The following is a 17,056-nucleotide window of genomic DNA, read 5'->3' on the forward strand; positions in this document are numbered from 1 at the left end:
GCCATCCTCTCGTAACCCTTACTGCGCGCGGCGCGGAGCCAGAACCATGTCCGCCATGTTGCTGACGCAGCAAATTCTCAATGGACTGCTTGACGGCGTCTACTATCTCCTGATCGCGCTTGGTCTGTCACTGATCTTCTCGCTCGGCGGCATCGTCAATCTCGCGCATGGCGCGTTTTATGCAATCGGCGCTTATCTGACGCTGGTGCTTTCGCCCTATCTCGGTTTCGGCGGATCAATCGTGGCAGCACCCGTCGCGGTGGCATTGCTTGGCGTCGTGATCGAACGCACGCTGTTCCGCCGCTTCTATCGCTCCGATCCGATCCTCTCTCTGCTGCTGACATTCGGCCTGGCGATGGTGGCGGAGCAGGTGCTGCGCATGATCTTCGGTGCGCCGCCATTGTCCTATTCAATACCGCCCTGGCTGCGCGGACAGGTCGCGATCGGCAGCTTCATCTATTCGTTCTATCGCGTGGTTCTGCTCGGAATCGCCGTGGCCTGTATCGCCGGGCTATGGCTGCTCTTGCAAAAGACCTCCTTCGGCCGTGTGGTGCGCGCCGGCGTGCAGAACCCGGACATGGTCGGCGCGCTCGGCATTTCGCTGCAGCCTTATATGTCCGCGGTGGCCGCACTGGGCATCGGGCTTGCCGGCCTCGCCGGCGTGCTGCTGGCGCCAATCTATTCGATCCATCCGGCGATGGGCCAGGAGATCATCACGCCGGCTTTCGTCGTCGTGGTGATCGGCGGTCTCGGATCGTTCTGGGGCGTCGTTGCGGCGGCGCTGTTGGTTGGTCTCGTCAAAGGCGTCATGGTCGGCATCGGCTATTCCGCAGCCTCCACCGCCGCGATCTATCTGTTGATGCTGCTGGTGTTGCTGTTCCGGCCGCGCGGCCTGTTCGGCGAGCGCATCACGCGGTTCGAGTGAGGCGCTGACATGCTAAAGCGCCTGCCAATTCCACTGCTGATTGCCGCCATCGGACTGTTGGTATTGCCGCCGGTGCTGCTGGCGCTCGGCCTCACCATGACTTCGGCCACCGAGGTCGCAACCTTCGCCATCGCCTGCATGGCGCTGAACATTCTGGTCGGGCACACCGGGCTGGTATCATTCGGCCACGGCGCCTGGTTCGGTCTTGCGGCCTATGCGGCTGCGTTAGTCCAACGCAACCTGATGCCGGACTCGTTTTTCGGCCCGACCATCGCCGGCGTTTTGATCGTGGCGGTGGTCGCCACCGCATTCGGATTCCTGATCTTACGGCGGCGCGGCGTATATTTCTCGTTGCTGACGCTGGCGCTGGCGGCGATGCTATATGCGGTGTCGTTTCGCTGGACCGAAGTCACCGGCGGCGAGAACGGGCTCGGCGGCATCACGCGGCCGACACTGCTCGGCTTCAACCTGGAATCCTCGACCGTCTATTACTGGTTTGTGGCGGGGATCGCGTTCTTGGTGCTGGTCCTGTTGTGGCGTTTCCACAATTCCACCGTCGGCAGCGTGCTGGTGGCGATCCGCGAGAATGAGCAGCGCGCCCGCTTTCTCGGCTATCCGACCAATCGCTACAAGCTCGTGGCGTTCGTGCTGTCCGCCGCCATTACCGGCCTCGCCGGCATCCTGTTGCTCTACCAGAACCGCATGACCTCGGCCGATCCGATCTCGGTCGCGTTCTCCGGCGATTTGCTGGCGATGGTCGTGATCGGCGGCATGCGCAGTTTCCTGGGTCCGGCGCTCGGGGCGCTGTTCTTTATCCTGTTTCGCGAATTCCTCGGCATCTATACCGAGAACTGGCTGTTCTGGTTCGGCCTGGTGTTCGTCGCCTTCATCGTGTTTTCACCAACGGGTCTCGTCGGCGTCGGCGAGCGGCTGATCGCGCCGTTCCGCAAGAAGACGGTCGAAGACGCCGCGATGTCGGCGCGACGCATCGAAGTCTTGCCGCTGCCGGAATTTTTGCGGCCCAAAACGCACATCAACGGCGCGGTGCTCTCCGCCCGCCACATCTTCAAGAGTTTCGGCGGCATCAGGGCGGTTCAGGGTATCGACATCTCGATTGCCGATCGTACTCTGCACGCGCTGATTGGCCCAAACGGCGCCGGCAAAACCACCGCGTTCAATCTCTTGTCGGGCATGTATCCGCCGGACGAGGGCGAGGTTTCGCTGATGGGCCAGCCGATCGCCGGACATACGCCGGAGGAGATTGCGAGCGCCGGTATCGGCCGGTCGTTCCAGATCACCAACCTGTTTCCGGCGTTGAGCGTCGGCGAGAACATTCGCCTTGCCGTGCAGGCACGGCATCCCCGCCGCTTCGATCCCATCACCAACGCGCTGTCGATCGAGGCCATCAATGCCGAGACCACTGCCACCATCCGTTATCTCGGCCTCGCCGGCATCGAAAAGGCTGAAGCGGGCATGTTATCCTATGGCGGCCAGCGCCTCCTCGACATGGGGGTGGCGCTCGCCACCGCGCCGCGCGTGTTGTTGCTGGACGAACCGCTCGCCGGGCTCGCCGCGGCGGAGCGCGAGCGCATCGGCGCCATCATCAAGCGCATCTCGTCTGACTTGCCGGTGCTGCTGGTCGAACATGACATCGACCGGGTGTTTCAGCTCGCCGATCAGGTGACGGTCATGAACGAAGGGCGGGTGCTGCTCGACGGCTCGGTCGAGGATGCGCGCGCCAGTGCGAAGGTGCAGGAAATCTATATCGGCTCCGGCGCGACCGAGATCGCCGCGCGCCCGCGCGAGACCGCCGCCCGCGTCAACGCGCTTCTGACCGCAGCGAACGTCAATACATTCTACGGCAAGAGCCACATTCTCAACGACGTCAACTTCACGCTGCATGAAAACGAGATCATCGCGCTGCTCGGCCGCAACGGCGCCGGCAAATCGACCCTGCTGAAGACCCTGATCGGAATCGCGCCGGCTTCGCAGGGATCGATCAAGCTGGCGGACAACGAACTGGTCGGGCTTTCGTCCGCGCAGATAGCGCGCCTCGGCATCGGCTATGTGCCGCAGGGCCGCGGCCTGTTCGCGGGCATGAGCGTCGAACAAAACCTCGAGCTTGGCGGCTTGAAGCGCCAGACCGGCCATGGTGTGCATTGGACGCGTGAACGCATTTACGAATACTTCCCGCGTATTCGCCAACGCCTCGACAGCCCGGCGGATTATCTCTCCGGTGGCGAGCAGCAGATGGTGGCGGTGGCCCGTGCGCTGTCAGGCGACGTGCGGGTATTGCTGCTCGACGAACCCTTCGAGGGCCTCGCGCCGGCCGTGGTGGAACAGCTGTTCGAGACTTTCGATCGCCTGCGGAAGGAAATCGCCATCATCATCGTCGACCACAACCTCGATCTGGCGCTGGCGTTGTCCGACGCCACGGTGGCGCTGGAGCGCGGCCGGGTGATTCACGAGGGACCGTCCAAGGCATTGCGTGACAATATCGATCTGCGCCGCAAGGTGCTTTGGCTGTGAGAAGGACATGAAAAAGCAACATCGAAACGTCGCCATCGTCGGCGTAGGCCTGATCGGACGCGCCTGGGCGGCGATTTTTGCGCGTGCGGGATGGAACGTGGTGCTCACCGATCCGCATGAACCGACGCTCAAGGCCGCACCCGGCCTGATCCGCGACGAACTGCATGCGCTGGCACATTACGGGCTGGCGGACGATCCTGATGGGGCTGCGGCGCGGCTCTCCATTGCGGCGAGTCTCGAAGACGCCGTCAGGGATGTCGAATTCGTCCAGGAAAACGGCCCGGAGCTCGTTGAAGAGAAGAGAAGCATCTTTGCTCAACTCGACCAGCATGCGCCGCCGGACGCGCTGCTGGTCTCTTCGACCTCGGCCATAGCAGCGTCGCGCTTCACGGAGATGCTGCCGGGCCGCACCCGTTGTCTGGTCGGTCATCCCGTCAATCCGCCGCATCTGGTGCCGCTGGTCGAATTGTGCGGCGCGCCGTGGACCGCGCCTGAGACCATCGACCGGGCGCGCAATATCTATCGCGAGATCGGGCAGGTGCCGGTCACGATCAATCGCGAGATCAACGGCTTTGTGCTGAATCGTTTGCAGGGCGCGCTGCTGGCCGAAGCATTTCGGCTGGTCGGCGAAGGGTATATCTCGGCCGAAGATCTCGATCACACCGTCAAGGATGGCCTCGGTCTGCGCTGGTCGTTCCTGGGTCCCTTCGAGACCATCGAACTCAACGCGCCCGGCGGCATACCCGATTACTGCGCACGCTACACCGGTTTCTACAAGGAGCTTGCGTCGGCTTCCGCCGGGCCGGAGGTTTACCAAAGCCCGAATGTGGACCGGGTGATCGCGGCATGGCCGCACCAGCCGACGCCGGAGCGGATCGCCGCGCTGACGCAGCGGCGCAACCAGCGCCTTGCGGCGCTCGCCGCCCACAAGGCTGCTCAAACCGACGAAGCATCGACCCGCCAGAAAGAGAGCAAAGCATGAGCCGCAAAGTCATCATCACCTGTGCCGTGACCGGCGCGATCCACACCCCCTCGATGTCGAAGGCCTTGCCGGTGACGCCGCAGGAAATCGCCGATGCCGCGGTCGACGCGGCGGAAGCCGGCGCTGCCATCGTGCATCTGCACGCCCGCAACCCCAAAACCGGTCAGCCCGACCAGAGCCCGGAGGCGTTTGCGCCGTTCCTGAAGATCATCAAGCAGCGCTCCAACTGTGTAATCAACTTGACCACCGGCGGCGCGCCGACCATGACGGTGGACGAACGTGTCCGTCCCGCCGCGGTCTACAAGCCGGAAGTCGCTTCCCTCAACATGGGCTCGATGAATTTCGCATTCTTCGGCATGCTCAACCGCTTCAAGAACTTCGAACATGACTGGGAGCGCAAGCACCTCCAGAACAAGGATATCGTGTTCCGCAATACCTTCCAGGACATCGAATACGTGTTGAAGACGCTGTCCGAGACAGGCACCCGCTTCGAATTCGAATGCTACGATACCGCGCACCTCTACAACCTGAACTACTTCCTCGAGCAGGGCATGGTGAAACCGCCGCTGTTCGTGCAAACGGTGTTCGGCCTGCAGGGCGGCACCGGCGCGCACCCCGAAGACGTACTGCACATGAAGCGCACCGCCGACCGGCTGTTCGGCGACAAAATGGTCTGGTCGGTGCTGGGTGCCGGGCGCAATCAACTGCCCATCGCGGCGATGGCAGCGGCGATGGGCGGCAATATCCGCGTCGGGCTTGAAGACTCGCTGTGGGCCGCGCCCGGCCGAATGGCGGCATCGAACGCCGAGCAGGTGCAGCTCGCCCGCAAGATCATCGAAGGCCTCGGCCTTGAGGTGGCGACGTCGGACGAGGCGCGCGAAATTCTCGATCTGAAGGGCGGCGACAAGCTGGAAGTGTGACGGCCGCTTCGCCATCACATTTTCACAACGGCGGCAACAAAAAGCCAAGTTGCTGACGACGCTCAGCGCGTTCTCAGCAAATCCGGAGGCCCATCATGGCAGCAAAACCCGTTCCCGACGGTTATCATACGGTCACGCCGTATCTGACGGTGCGCAACGCACCGAAGGTCATCGAATTCCTCCAACAGGCTTTCGGAGCCGAAATATCTCATGAGCCGACCAAGCGGCCAGATGGAACGATCATGCACGCGGAGGTAACGATCGGCGATTCCCGCATTATGATCGGCGACGAAAGCGAGATGGCAAAAGCGACGACGTCTTCGCTTTACCTCTACGTTCCAGACGTGGACAGCGTGTACCAGCGGGCGGTCAAGGCCGGCGGCATTACCATCATGGAGCCGACGGACATGTTCTACGGCGACCGCAACGGCGGCGTGAAAGATCCGTCCGGCAACAGCTGGTTTATCGCCACGCATAAAGAAGATGTCGCGCCGACGGAATTGGCCAAACGCGCCGCGGCCTTTTTGAAACAGCAAAAGGGCAAGGCGGCTTAAACAATATCATTCAGCTCCCCTCTTCGTGCAGAAGAGGGGAGCGGAATTCAAGGGAATGCCCGACGCTTACCCGCCGCTGCTACTCATTGCCATCTGCCAGCCACTGGGTGCCGCGCGCGGAAGCCTTACAGGCTCGGCGGTAGCGCGCAGCCATTTGCCTTACTTTGAAGGACCAATGCCGCGATTTGCCTTGCTGGTTGCGCGGACGCCCCGCCATGATATCGTTCGATAAGATCGGTCCGCCATGAGGCCGAACTTTCGAGGGAGGAAGGCATGCGGAGGGCGCAGGCGTTTGCCGTCGCGATATTGTCTTTGCTGGCGGCTTCCGACGTCACGTCTGCTACCGAGAAGCAGGGCGGCATCCTACGGGTCTATCACCGGGACAGTCCAGCCAGCGCCTCAATCCATGAAGAGGCGACCTACTCGACCAACGTTCCCTTCATGCCCGTCTTCAACAACCTCGTGATATACAAGCAGGACGTTGCGCAGAACAGCCTGCAGTCGATCGTCCCGGATCTCGCGGAAAGCTGGGCTTGGAGCGGCGACAACAAGACGCTCAGCTTCAAGTTGAGACAGGGCGTCAAGTGGCACGACGGCAAGCCGTTCACATCCAACGACGTCAAATGCACATTCGACATGCTGATGGGCAAGTCGGCGCAAAAATTTCGCAAGAACCCCCGCAAGTCCTGGTATGACCAGGTGGTCGATGTGACCACGAACGGAGACTTCGAGGTCGCGTTCAACCTGAAGCGGCCGCAGCCGGCGCTATTGGCGCTGCTCGCCTCCGGCTATACGCCGGTCTATCCCTGCCATGTTTCTCCGGGGGACATGCGCACCAAGCCAGTTGGCACCGGCCCGTTCAAGTTCGTTGAATTCAAGGCCAACGAATCGATCAAGCTCATCCGCAATCCCGACTATTGGAAAAAGGCCCTGCCGCATCTCGACGGCATCGAGTTCACGATCATACCAAATCGCTCGACGGCCATCCTCGCCTTTGTTGCGGGTAAGTTCGACATGACGTTCCCGACCGAGGTATCGATCCCGCTGCTCAAGGACGTCAAGACCCAGGCGCCGAACGCGGTGTGCGTGGTCGAGCCTATCAACGTCAGCACCAACATCATCGTCAATTCGTCTGCGCCTCCGTTTGACAGTCTCGATATTCGCCGAGCGATGGCGCTGGCGCTCGATCGCAAGGCGTTTGTCTCGATCTTGTTCGAGGGCCAGGCCGACATCGGCGGCACGATGCTTCCGGCGCCAGCCGGATTGTGGGCGATGCCGAAGGAGATGCTGGAGACGATTCCGGGCTACGGTCCCGACATCAACGCCAACCGGGAGGAGGCGCGCAAGCTCATGCAGAAGGCGGGCTACGGACCGAACAAGCACCTGCAGGTCAAGGTCTCGACGCGCAACATTCCGATTTATCGCGACCCCGCCATCATCCTGATCGATCAGCTCAAGAGTATCTATATCGATGCCGATCTTGAGGTAGTGGAAACCGCCAACTGGTTTTCGAAGGTTGCGCGCAAGGACTACACGCTCGGCCTCAACCTCACCGGAAATGCCGTCGACGATCCGGACCAGTCGTTCTATGAAAACTACTCCTGCAATTCGGAACGAAACTATACCAACTATTGCAACGCCGAGATCGAGAAGCTGTTCGACCAGCAGTCCGCTGAAACCGACGTCAGCAAGCGCAAGAAACTGGTGTGGGATATCGACAAGAAGCTTCAAGAAGACGTCGCTCGCCCCATCATCTTCCACGGCCGTCAAGGCTCGTGCTGGCAGCCCTACGTAAAGGGCATCACCATCATGGTGAACAGTTCCTACAACGGCTATCGTTACGAGGACGTGTGGATGGATAAGTAACGTCTACCGTTACAAGCCAGCACAAGACCTCGCCAGGAAGCTGAGTAACTTGCGCGTATTCTGATCGCAAAGCCGGCATTCACTTTGCGGAATACGCGCTAACGGGAGCAGCCAGGTGTTTGCCTATATCGTGCGACGCCTCGTATTGATGCTCGTGACCCTGTTCGGGATCTCGGTCATTATCTTTGTGCTGCTGCGCATCGTGCCCGGCAATATTGTCGACATCCTTTTTGATGCCGCCGGATTCGTCGACAAGGCCGACAAGGCGAACCTGGAACGAGAACTGGGGCTCGATCAGTCGATCGTCGTGCAGTATCTGCACTGGATCGGCGGGCTACTCCGCGGCGATCTCGGCTATTCCTACGTGTCCGAAAAGCCTGCGCTGGAGGAAATCCTGCCGCGAATTCCCATTACGGCGCGACTGGCCGGTCTTGCGCTGTTATTTTCCGCGATGTTCGGCATTCCGCTTGGCGTCATCAGCGCCGTCAACCAGGGCACTCGGCTCGACTATGCCCTGCGCGTCGTGAGTCTGAGCGGCTTGTCGCTGCCATCCTTCTGGCTCGGCCTGCTGATCTTGATGGCCTCCGTTTCGCTGTTCGGAACCATGCCGATCTTCAATCCAAATCCGCAAACGTTCGGTCAAGCACTGGCGATTTACTGCGTTCCGGCGCTCGCGGTCGGTTTTCGCAGCGCCGCGCTCGTCATGCGGATCACGCGTTCCTCGATGCTCGAAATATTGCGGCAGGATTATATCCGCACCGCGCGTGCCAAGGGCGCATCCGAAACAACCGTCAACTATCAGCATGCCCTGAAGAACGCGATTCTGCCCGTCATTACCGTGATCGGCATCGAGGCGGCTTTCCTGATCGGCGGGTTGATCGTCACCGAAACCGTTTTCAATATCCCCGGCGTCGCCCGGTTCCTGGTCGAAGCGATCCGCTGGCGCGATTATCCAATCGTCCAGAACCTCGTGATGTTCATCGCCGTGGTGGTCGTGGTCGCGAACTTCACGGTCGACATGCTCTACGCCGCGCTCGACCCGCGGATCCGGTACACGGATTAGGAGGCCAATTGGACGCTATCAATTACGACATCGAATTGAAACGCGCCGGCGCCAATTCCACCCATGGCTGGCGCAAGCTGACGTTCCTTGCGCAACGTCATATGCTTGGCGCTGTCGGCCTGGTCATCATGTTGATTTTTGTGCTGACTGCGGTATCGGCGGATTTCATCAGCCGCTTCGATCCTCTCAGCGTCGATTCCACGCATCGGCTCGCGGCGCCCGATGCACGGCACTGGATGGGAACGGACTCGTTTGGCCGGGATGTCTGGAGCCGCATCATCCACGGCGCGCGCATATCGCTGGCCGTCGGCATCGGGTCGACCGCGCTCGGCTCGTCGATTGGCGTGATTATCGGTCTTGCTTCGGGTTATCTGTCCGGCTGGGTCGATCTGGTTTTTCAGCGGCTCATCGATATTTTGCAGGCCCTGCCGTTGTTGGTGCTTGCACTGGTGATGACCGCGGCCTTGGGACCGTCACTCCCGAACGTGATCATCGCGATCGCTATTCCCCTGATCCCCATCGTCGCCCGCGTGATCCGGGCTAACACGCTGGCGCTGCGCGAACTTCCGTTTGTGGAGGCGGCTAAATCGATCGGCATGAGCGAGATGCGAATTGCCCTTCGGCATGTTCTGCCCAACACGCTCGCCCCGTTGATTGTACTTGCCACCGCCCAGCTCGGCTCAGCGATCCTCACTGAAGCCTCGCTTTCGTTTCTCGGCCTCGGGATCCCCGAACCATATCCTTCCTGGGGACGCATGCTGTCGGAGTCGGCGGCGGAGTATGTTCGTGTCGCCCCATGGCTTGTGATTTTTCCGGGCGTGGCCATCAGCCTTGCGGTGTTCGGCACCAACCTGTTCGGCGACGCGCTCCGCGACATCCTTGATCCCAGGCAGCGCGGCTGATGAGCGAGGTTCAGGCACAAGCGACGGTTCTCGACGTGAAGGGCCTGCGGACGGTTTTCTTCACCAATTCAGGACTGTTCAAGGCGGTCGATGACGTTTCATTCACGGTCCGCCGCGGCGAGACGCTGGCGATCGTCGGCGAATCCGGTTGCGGCAAAAGCGTGACCGCGCTCTCGATCATGCGGCTGGTGCCGAACCCGCCGGGCAGGATCGTCGGCGGCTCCGTTGTGCTCGAAGGCACCGATCTGCTCGGCCTCGAAGAAGACAAGATGCGCGAGATCCGCGGAAATCGCATTTCCATGATCTTCCAGGAGCCGATGACTTCGCTCAACCCGGTGATGCGGATCGGCGACCAGATCACCGAGGCGGTCCGCCTGCATCGAACAATGACGGCGCAACAGGCGTGGGCTCAAGCCGTCGAGATGTTGCGCCTGGTCAGAATTCCCGTGCCCGAGCGGCGGGCGCTGGAATATCCGCACCAACTCTCGGGGGGGATGCGCCAGCGTGCGATGATCGCCATGGCGCTCGCCTGCCGGCCGGCGCTGTTGATCGCCGACGAGCCGACCACCGCGCTTGATGTCACGATTCAGGCCCAGATACTGGCGCTGATACTCGAGTTGCAAAAAGAACTCGGCATGGGATTGGTGCTCATCACCCACGATCTTGGCGTGGTCGCCCAGACCGCGCAGCGGGTCATTGTGATGTATGCTGGAAAGAAGGTCGAAGAGGCTGACGTCGAAACCTTGTTCGCGAATCCAAAGCACCCCTACACGCGGGGTTTGATGGCGTCGATGCCGGCCGTAGCCACGCTGGGCGCGAAAGCCGATGTGCGGCTGGTCGAAATTCCCGGCATGGTGCCATCATTGACCAGGTTGCCGAAGGGTTGCGCGTTCGCGCCGCGCTGCCAACTCGCGATTGCCCGCTGCCACGAGGAATATCCGCCCCTGCAGGCGCAAGGCGCCGATCATCTGGCCGCGTGCTGGCGCGCCACCGAACTGGCGGGATCGCCATGACCGACGCGCGCGTTCTGCTCGAAATATCGGATCTGGTGAAGCACTATCCGGTGCGAGGCGGCATCCTTCGCCGCAAAGTCGGTACGGTGCATGCCGTCGATGGCGTCAGCTTCACGCTTGGCGTCGGGGAAACACTTGGACTTGTCGGCGAATCCGGCTGCGGCAAGTCAACGGTGGCGCGCAGTATCCTGCGCTTGATCGAGCCGACCAGCGGCAGCATCCGCCTCAATGGCCGCGATATTACCCATCTCGGCAAGGCCGCACTGCGTCCACATCGGCGTTCGATGCAGATCGTGTTCCAGGATCCGTTTGCCTCGCTCAATCCGCGCATGACGGCGGGCGATATCGTCGGTGAGCCGCTCAGCGTGCATGGCATGGCGGCCGGCGGCAAAAAACGCCAGCGCGTCGCCGAACTGTTCGAGCAGGTCGGACTCAGGCCGGATCAAACGGAAAATTACCCGCACCAGTTCTCCGGCGGCCAGCGGCAGCGCATCTGTATTGCGCGAGCTTTGTCGCTCGAGCCGAGCCTGATCGTGTGCGATGAGCCGGTATCGGCGCTCGACGTATCGATCCAGGCCCAGGTGATCAACTTGTTGATCGACCTGCAGCGCAAGCATGGCTTCTCATATCTGTTCATCGCGCATGACCTCGCGGTGGTGGCTCATATCAGTCACCGCGTCGCCGTGATGTATCTCGGGCGGATCGTCGAGATTGCAGAAAAGGCTGAGTTGTTCGCCAATCCCCGCCATCCATATACGCAGGCGCTGCTGGCGTCCGTTCCCGTTGCAAATCCCAAAATCAAGCGCCTCAAACCACTCGTCGATGGGGATGTGCCAAGCCCGATCAATCCACCCTCGGGCTGCGCCTTCCACACCCGCTGCCGCTACGTGATGGAGCGCTGCAAGCTCGAGACGCCGGTGCTGGTTGAAACCGGATCGCAGCACCGGGTAGCATGTTTTCTCAATGAGGGAACGGGACGGCCGAGCTGAAAACCACCGTCGCGTGATAGAATTCGTCGATGTCTTGCCGTGCAAGGCCACGCGCAAGATCCACAAACCCCGCCACGCAAGAACTTCGGTTTACCGAAAGCTACCGATGTGGCCAAAGCAGCTGCCTCATGGCCTTGTGAAGTCACCGGGCCATGATCGCCGACCGAGATGCTCGGATAAACCCTTGCCGTGCGGCGGAAAATCAATAGTTGAACACATGACCGGAGACGCCAACCAGCCCGACTGAGCCCGCGAAATCATGGATTCCCAAGTTCACTATTTGCCGCTGACGCCGGGATTGTTTTCGATCCTGGTGCTTTTGTTTGTAGCGCTGATTATCCTGATTCAGCTTGGCATTCTCAGATATGCCTATATGCGGCTCGGTGTCGGTCCGGGTGCCGCTCTACTTCTGCTGTTCGGCTCGCTGATAGGGAGCTATTTCAACATTCCAATCACGGTCTTGCCCGGACCGCCCGTCAGATCGGGAGAGGTCGTCGAGTTCTTCGGCATGCGTTATGTCGTACCTGTCGTCGTGTCATGGCCCGGTACGGTTCTGGCCGTGAATGTCGGCGGCGCGCTCATTCCAACGATAATGTCCACCTACCTCGTTATTCGATATCAGCTCTGGCTCAAGGCGGCGCTGGCCACGGCGGCCATCGCCTTCATTATCCATTCCATGGCAACGCCGGTGCCGGGAATCGGCATTGCCGTGCCGGTCTTTGTGCCCGTCGTGGCCACGGCAATCCTGGCCTTTATCCTCTCCCGCGAATACGCGCCGCCGCTTGCCTATATCGGCGGCTCAATGGGAACGCTGATTGGCGCCGATCTGCTCAATCTCGATAAAATCAATGGGCTGGGCGCACCCGTTGCCTCGATTGGCGGCGCGGGGACATTTGACGGCATTTTTCTCACCGGCATTCTCGCCGTCCTGCTCGCCGGCATCGCCTCGCCATCGCGCCCGCGGGCGGCCTGATCGTATGGCAGGCGACGTCGCGGCGGTGCGCACCTACCCATCCCGCTCGCGTCGAAACGCACTGAATTGAAACTTCTGCATCACTCCCCAAGGCGTGGTGTGCTCATGCCGCCGCGTATCGATCAGTTCAAAGCCGCATCCAAGCGTTGCGGCTAGACTGTTGGCGTCGTACCGGCTGACCATCAGACCACTGCAGCGCTCCGGGCCGTCAGGCGCGAACGTGCCGATGATGGCGTGCCCGCCCACACGCAAGGCGCGTCGAAGCCGATCAACGTAAGCCGTCTGGTCCTTCTGATCAGTGAGAAAGTGAAAGGCCGCCCTGTCGTGCCAAATATCATAGGGCCGCGACGGCTCCCAGGTGGTCACGTCGGCGGCGATCCATGTCACCTGGCTTGCTTTGTCGCCGATGCGAGATCGCGCAGAAGCAAGCGCCGCGACTGACAAGTCGAGCACCGTCACATCCTCGCAACCTTGCGAAACGAGGCTATCAACGAGGCGTGAAGCGCCACCGCCAATGTCGATGATGGCTGAGCTCCGAACTGCCCCGGTGAGCGCGATCAGCTCGAGGGAGAGAGCCGGCGTTTCCTGAAACCAGCTCACCTGGCTTTCGCCCTTGGTGGTGTAGACCTTCTCCCAATGATCCTGACGGCTCACGTCGATCATGTCCTCATTCTCCGCCGGGCGGTAGTCGCGCAAGCCAACAAGAGCGCGTGGTCCCGCCTACTGCTAGGACACGGCCTGGAATGGCAGACCTGCGGGCATTGTCCTGCCGTGCGAGTTGCCACCCTCCCCTTCTATCAATAATAAGAAATAAAACGCCAAGGAGAATGCCGATCTCCAATCGATACTCATTAAAAATGAGAAACGAAGGGTACGGGGTTACGCCGATGGAAGCTCAGGTAAACACCGCGTCACGTTCGGCCGGCAAATGGTCGCCTTCGCCGGATGCAAGCGACATCGTCAAAAGTATTCATGCGATGCTGCATCCGCGCAATATTGTGCTGGTCGGCGCAACCGACAAGCCGGGCAACTATGCCGAGCGGATCTGGAACAACCTGATCAAATACAACTACGAAGGCGGCCTTTATCCGGTCAACGCCAAACGCGAAACAATCTGGGGCGTGCCCTGCTACAAGGACTTTGCAGGCCTGCCGGATAAACCCGATCACGTGCTGGTGCTGGTGCCGGCGCGCTTCGCGGTTCAGGTGATCCGCGACGCCGCGGCAGCCGGCGCCCGCTCGGTGACCATCGTGACTTCCGGCTTCAGCGAACTGCAGGACGAAGAAAGCCAAAAGCTCGCCGCCGAACTGCAGCAGGCGATCAGGGAGACCGGGCTTGCGGTCACCGGCCCGAATTGTCTCGGCAACCTGAGCGCCGGCGAAAAGATGTTCACCAACATCGACGACCGCATCGTCACCATGGAAGCAGGTCCCGTCGCGATCGCGGGCCAGTCCGGCGCGATCGTGATGGCCATCCGCCAGGCGCTGGAGGATCGCGGCGTCGGCGTCGGCTACATGGTTACGACCGGCAACGAGGCTGGCCTCGAGACCCCCGACCTGATGGGCTATTTCGCGGCCGATCCTTCGATCCGCGTGATCGTGGTTTATCTCGAAGGCGTGCGCAACACCAAGGCGTTCCGCGAAGCCTGCAAGGCCGCGCGCGCGGCCGGCAAGCCGGTGATCGCGCTCAAGCTCGGCACGTCTGAAGGCGGCCGGGCCGCCGCCATGGCCCACACCGGCGCGCTCGCCGGCTCGATCGAGACCTTCGACGCCATCTCGACTCGGGAAGGCGTCATCCGGGCGCGCGGTCTCGACGAATTGATCGAAACCACCGAATGCTTCGTCCATGCCGATCCGCCGAAAGGCAATCGGCTGGCTGGAGTGACCCTGTCGGGCGGCAAGCGCGGTCTTCTGATCGATGCGTTCCATTCGGCCGGCCTGAGTTTCGCTCAACTCAGCGAGGACGCGAGCGGCAAGCTTGCGAAGATGTTGGGCCCGGGCAGCATCGTCGGCAATCCCTTGGATGCGGGATTCGCCGCGGTGGTCGATCCCTCGGTCTACATGCAGTCGATCAAGGTCATGATCGACGATCCCGACACCGACATCGTCATCATCGATTCGGAGCTGCCGAAGGCGCCGCACGAATTGCGCGAAAGGAATTTGCGCATCGTCAACGAGATGGCGGCGACCGCCAGCAAGCCGGTCGTCTATATCAGCACCATGTCGATCGGCTTCACTGAGTTCACCAAGGCCTTGCGCAGATCGTTGCCGCATATCACGGTCATGCAGGGCCTCGATCGGGCGGTGGGCGCGATCAAGTCGCTGATCGATTACGCTTCGCTGCGCAAGGAAGTGCCGGACATCGTCTCGAGTTCCAGCGCTTCGGCGCGCACCACACTGGAGAGAACCCTCAAGAACGCCAAGGGCGCAGCGCTCGACGAGGTCGCGTCAAAGACGCTGCTTAGGGCTTACGGCATCCCGGTCTCGAAGGAAGAGATTGTCCAGACTGCCGCAGATGCGGTGAAAGTCGCCAAGAAAATCGGCTTTCCCGTCGTCGCCAAGGTCGTCAGTGCGGAGATATTGCACAAATCCGACATCGGCGGCGTGGTGCTGAACCTGAACAGCGCTGCCGAAGTCAGGAAAGCCTTCAACGACATCACGGCTCGGGTGAAGAAGCTGAAAAACAAGCCAAAGCTCGAAGGCATCCTGATTGCGCAACAGGTCAAGGCCGAGCTCGAACTGGTCGTCGGGGCAGCGCTCGATGCCGAAATGGGGCCGGTGGTGCTATTCGGCACCGGCGGCGTCGATATCGAACTGATGAAGGATGTCGCTTTGGCCGGCGCTCCGCTCGACGCGGCCGAAGCGAAGGAGCTGATCAACCGGACCAAAGCCGGCGTGAAACTGAAGGGTTATCGCGGCAGGCCCGCGCTGCACGAGGCGTCCGCCGTGAAAGCCCTCGTCGGACTGTCCAACCTGATCACGGATGCCGGCAGCCGCATCGCCTCGATCGACGTCAATCCATTTCTGATCAATGCCAAAACCGGGGTTGCCGTCGATGCCTTGATCGTTCTCAACAACGCCGCTGCCAAAAGCGCCGCCGCCCATTGATGCCAACCCATGCGCGTTCCAAGGCGCTCCAACTGGTTGCATTGACCTTTCGCTTGGCTTGCTTTGCCCGTACAATTGGCAGATGGCCAAGTGCGCTTAGCTCTCAACCCAGCACATCGCGCCGGATTTTTGGATGAAAGTGCGGGCCAGCAACCTGGTGATCGGATCTACAATGCTTGCGGTTATCGCCGCGGGGTTCGTGGGCCTGCTCGGGTTCCAGAAAATCCACAGCATCCAGCAGCGAAGCCTGCTTCGCATCACTTTCGAAGGCTCCGCCAGCGGTCTGCGCAAGGGCGGCAGCGTCAATTTCGATGGTATTCAGATTGGACAAATAATGTCCCTCAAGCTCGACAACCCTCGCAAGGTTGTCGCCCTTGTCATGGTGGATAGCAGCGCCCCGATCCGCAAGGACACCATTGTCGGCCTGGAATTCCAGGGGCTGACCGGGGTGGCGGCGATATCGCTGACGGGGGGCGAGGCTGCCGCGCCACCGGTGCCCTTGGATCGGGACGGCATTCCGGCGCTAACCGCCGACCTGAGCGAGACGGAGTCGATCCGCGACACCTTGCATAACGTTGACCGGATCCTCGTCGGCAATCAGGCGACGTTGAAACATACGCTGCAGAATTTCGAGACCTATACGGCGTCGCTGGTGAGCAAGGGCGAAGCGATCGATAGCATTATCCGCAAAGCCGATGGCGCTTTCGAAGGCTTCGACAGCGCCATGGCAAAGATCGACAGCGTCGTGCCCGGCCTTGCGTACGGCAAGGCCGACGAATTGTTTCAGAAGGTGAAGTCCATTCGCGAACTGGCCGAGGACTTCAAAAGACGCTCCGGCACCCTGATGGAGGAAGGCCGGCGCTCGCTTGTCGACATCAGCGAGGCCGCCATCAAAGTGACCAGAAAATTCGACCCGCAAGCCGGTAGGGCCGACAACCCAGTTCCGCCGAGAAGCCCGAGCCAAAAGCGGCAGTGAAGCTGCGGCCTGCCCCAGCGCGGTCAGTCCTCGCTATCAAACGGCGACACATCGCGCGCTCGGCATCGCGTTATGACGCCGCCGACCCACTCAAACTACGGATGCCTACACAACGAACCGCAGCCCCGGCTGCCTATCAGGGCCGACATTGAATCAATTTGAGAATCAATCCGATCCTTGGGAACTAAAATTCTGTTTGGGAATTGTTTCTCTTCGTTCAATTACGGGAACCTAAACATTTGAACTACCTCTGGTAT

General features: G+C 61.0%; 14 protein-coding genes. 13 read left to right on the forward strand and 1 reads right to left on the reverse strand.

The window, feature by feature from the left end; genetic code table 11:
• Positions 1-46: 46 nt before the first annotated feature.
• The 11 genes from N554_RS0114130 (at position 47) to N554_RS0114180 (ending at position 12,716) form a co-directional block, all read left to right on the forward strand.
• Positions 47-925, forward strand: a complete 879-nt coding sequence (locus N554_RS0114130) for a branched-chain amino acid ABC transporter permease (protein WP_029584065.1) — start codon at positions 47-49, stop codon at positions 923-925.
• A 9-nt stretch (positions 926-934) separates the two neighbouring features.
• Positions 935-3,454: a branched-chain amino acid ABC transporter ATP-binding protein/permease gene (locus N554_RS0114135; RefSeq protein ID WP_029584066.1), complete on the forward strand. Its 2,520-nt coding sequence runs from the start codon at positions 935-937 to the stop codon at positions 3,452-3,454.
• Between the two features lie 7 nt (positions 3,455-3,461).
• A complete protein-coding gene (locus N554_RS0114140; RefSeq protein WP_051677491.1) occupies positions 3,462-4,436 on the forward strand; it encodes a 3-hydroxyacyl-CoA dehydrogenase in 975 nt (324 codons plus the stop codon).
• Complete coding sequence (locus tag N554_RS0114145) at positions 4,433-5,356, forward strand: 3,5-dioxohexanoate:acetyl-CoA acetone transferase (protein ID WP_029584068.1); 924 nt, start codon at positions 4,433-4,435, stop codon at positions 5,354-5,356. Before N554_RS0114140 ends, N554_RS0114145 begins: the two co-directional genes overlap by 4 nt.
• A 95-nt stretch (positions 5,357-5,451) precedes the next feature.
• Complete coding sequence (locus tag N554_RS0114150; RefSeq protein ID WP_029584069.1) at positions 5,452-5,910, forward strand: VOC family protein; 459 nt, start codon at positions 5,452-5,454, stop codon at positions 5,908-5,910.
• A gap of 273 nt (positions 5,911-6,183) precedes the next feature.
• Entirely contained in the window at positions 6,184-7,776 is a 1,593-nt protein-coding gene (locus tag N554_RS0114155; RefSeq protein WP_029584070.1) for an ABC transporter substrate-binding protein, read from the forward strand.
• Positions 7,777-7,891: 115 nt separating this feature from the next.
• Positions 7,892-8,839 carry an ABC transporter permease gene (locus N554_RS0114160; protein WP_029584071.1) on the forward strand — a complete coding sequence of 316 codons (948 nt, stop codon included), beginning with the start codon at positions 7,892-7,894 and terminating at the stop codon, positions 8,837-8,839.
• An 8-nt stretch (positions 8,840-8,847) separates the two neighbouring features.
• Positions 8,848-9,741 (forward strand): ABC transporter permease, encoded by an 894-nt coding sequence (locus N554_RS0114165; protein WP_029584072.1) that lies wholly within the window; start codon positions 8,848-8,850, stop codon positions 9,739-9,741.
• Positions 9,741-10,754 carry an ABC transporter ATP-binding protein gene (locus N554_RS0114170; protein ID WP_029584073.1) on the forward strand — a complete coding sequence of 338 codons (1,014 nt, stop codon included), beginning with the start codon at positions 9,741-9,743 and terminating at the stop codon, positions 10,752-10,754. Before N554_RS0114165 ends, N554_RS0114170 begins: the two co-directional genes overlap by 1 nt.
• The gene (locus N554_RS0114175) at positions 10,751-11,743 is read left to right on the forward strand and encodes an ABC transporter ATP-binding protein (protein WP_029584074.1); all 993 of its coding nucleotides are present in this window, start codon (positions 10,751-10,753) and stop codon (positions 11,741-11,743) included. Before N554_RS0114170 ends, N554_RS0114175 begins: the two co-directional genes overlap by 4 nt.
• A 259-nt stretch (positions 11,744-12,002) precedes the next feature.
• Positions 12,003-12,716: a DUF1614 domain-containing protein gene (locus N554_RS0114180; protein ID WP_029584075.1), complete on the forward strand. Its 714-nt coding sequence runs from the start codon at positions 12,003-12,005 to the stop codon at positions 12,714-12,716.
• A 33-nt stretch (positions 12,717-12,749) separates the two neighbouring features.
• Here the strand turns inward: N554_RS0114180 and N554_RS0114185 are convergent, their stop codons facing one another.
• Positions 12,750-13,379 (reverse strand): class I SAM-dependent methyltransferase, encoded by a 630-nt coding sequence (locus N554_RS0114185; RefSeq protein WP_029584076.1) that lies wholly within the window; start codon positions 13,377-13,379, stop codon positions 12,750-12,752.
• A gap of 224 nt (positions 13,380-13,603) precedes the next feature.
• Here N554_RS0114185 and N554_RS0114190 point away from each other — a divergent pair, with 224 nt between their 5' ends.
• Entirely contained in the window at positions 13,604-15,823 is a 2,220-nt protein-coding gene (locus N554_RS0114190; RefSeq protein WP_029584077.1) for an acetate--CoA ligase family protein, read from the forward strand.
• A 133-nt stretch (positions 15,824-15,956) separates the two neighbouring features.
• Complete coding sequence (locus tag N554_RS0114195; RefSeq protein WP_029584078.1) at positions 15,957-16,799, forward strand: MlaD family protein; 843 nt, start codon at positions 15,957-15,959, stop codon at positions 16,797-16,799.
• The last annotated feature ends 257 nt before the right edge of the window (positions 16,800-17,056 follow it).

This window comes from Bradyrhizobium sp. URHD0069, from assembly GCF_000701345.1.
GTDB lineage: Bacteria > Pseudomonadota > Alphaproteobacteria > Rhizobiales > Xanthobacteraceae > Bradyrhizobium.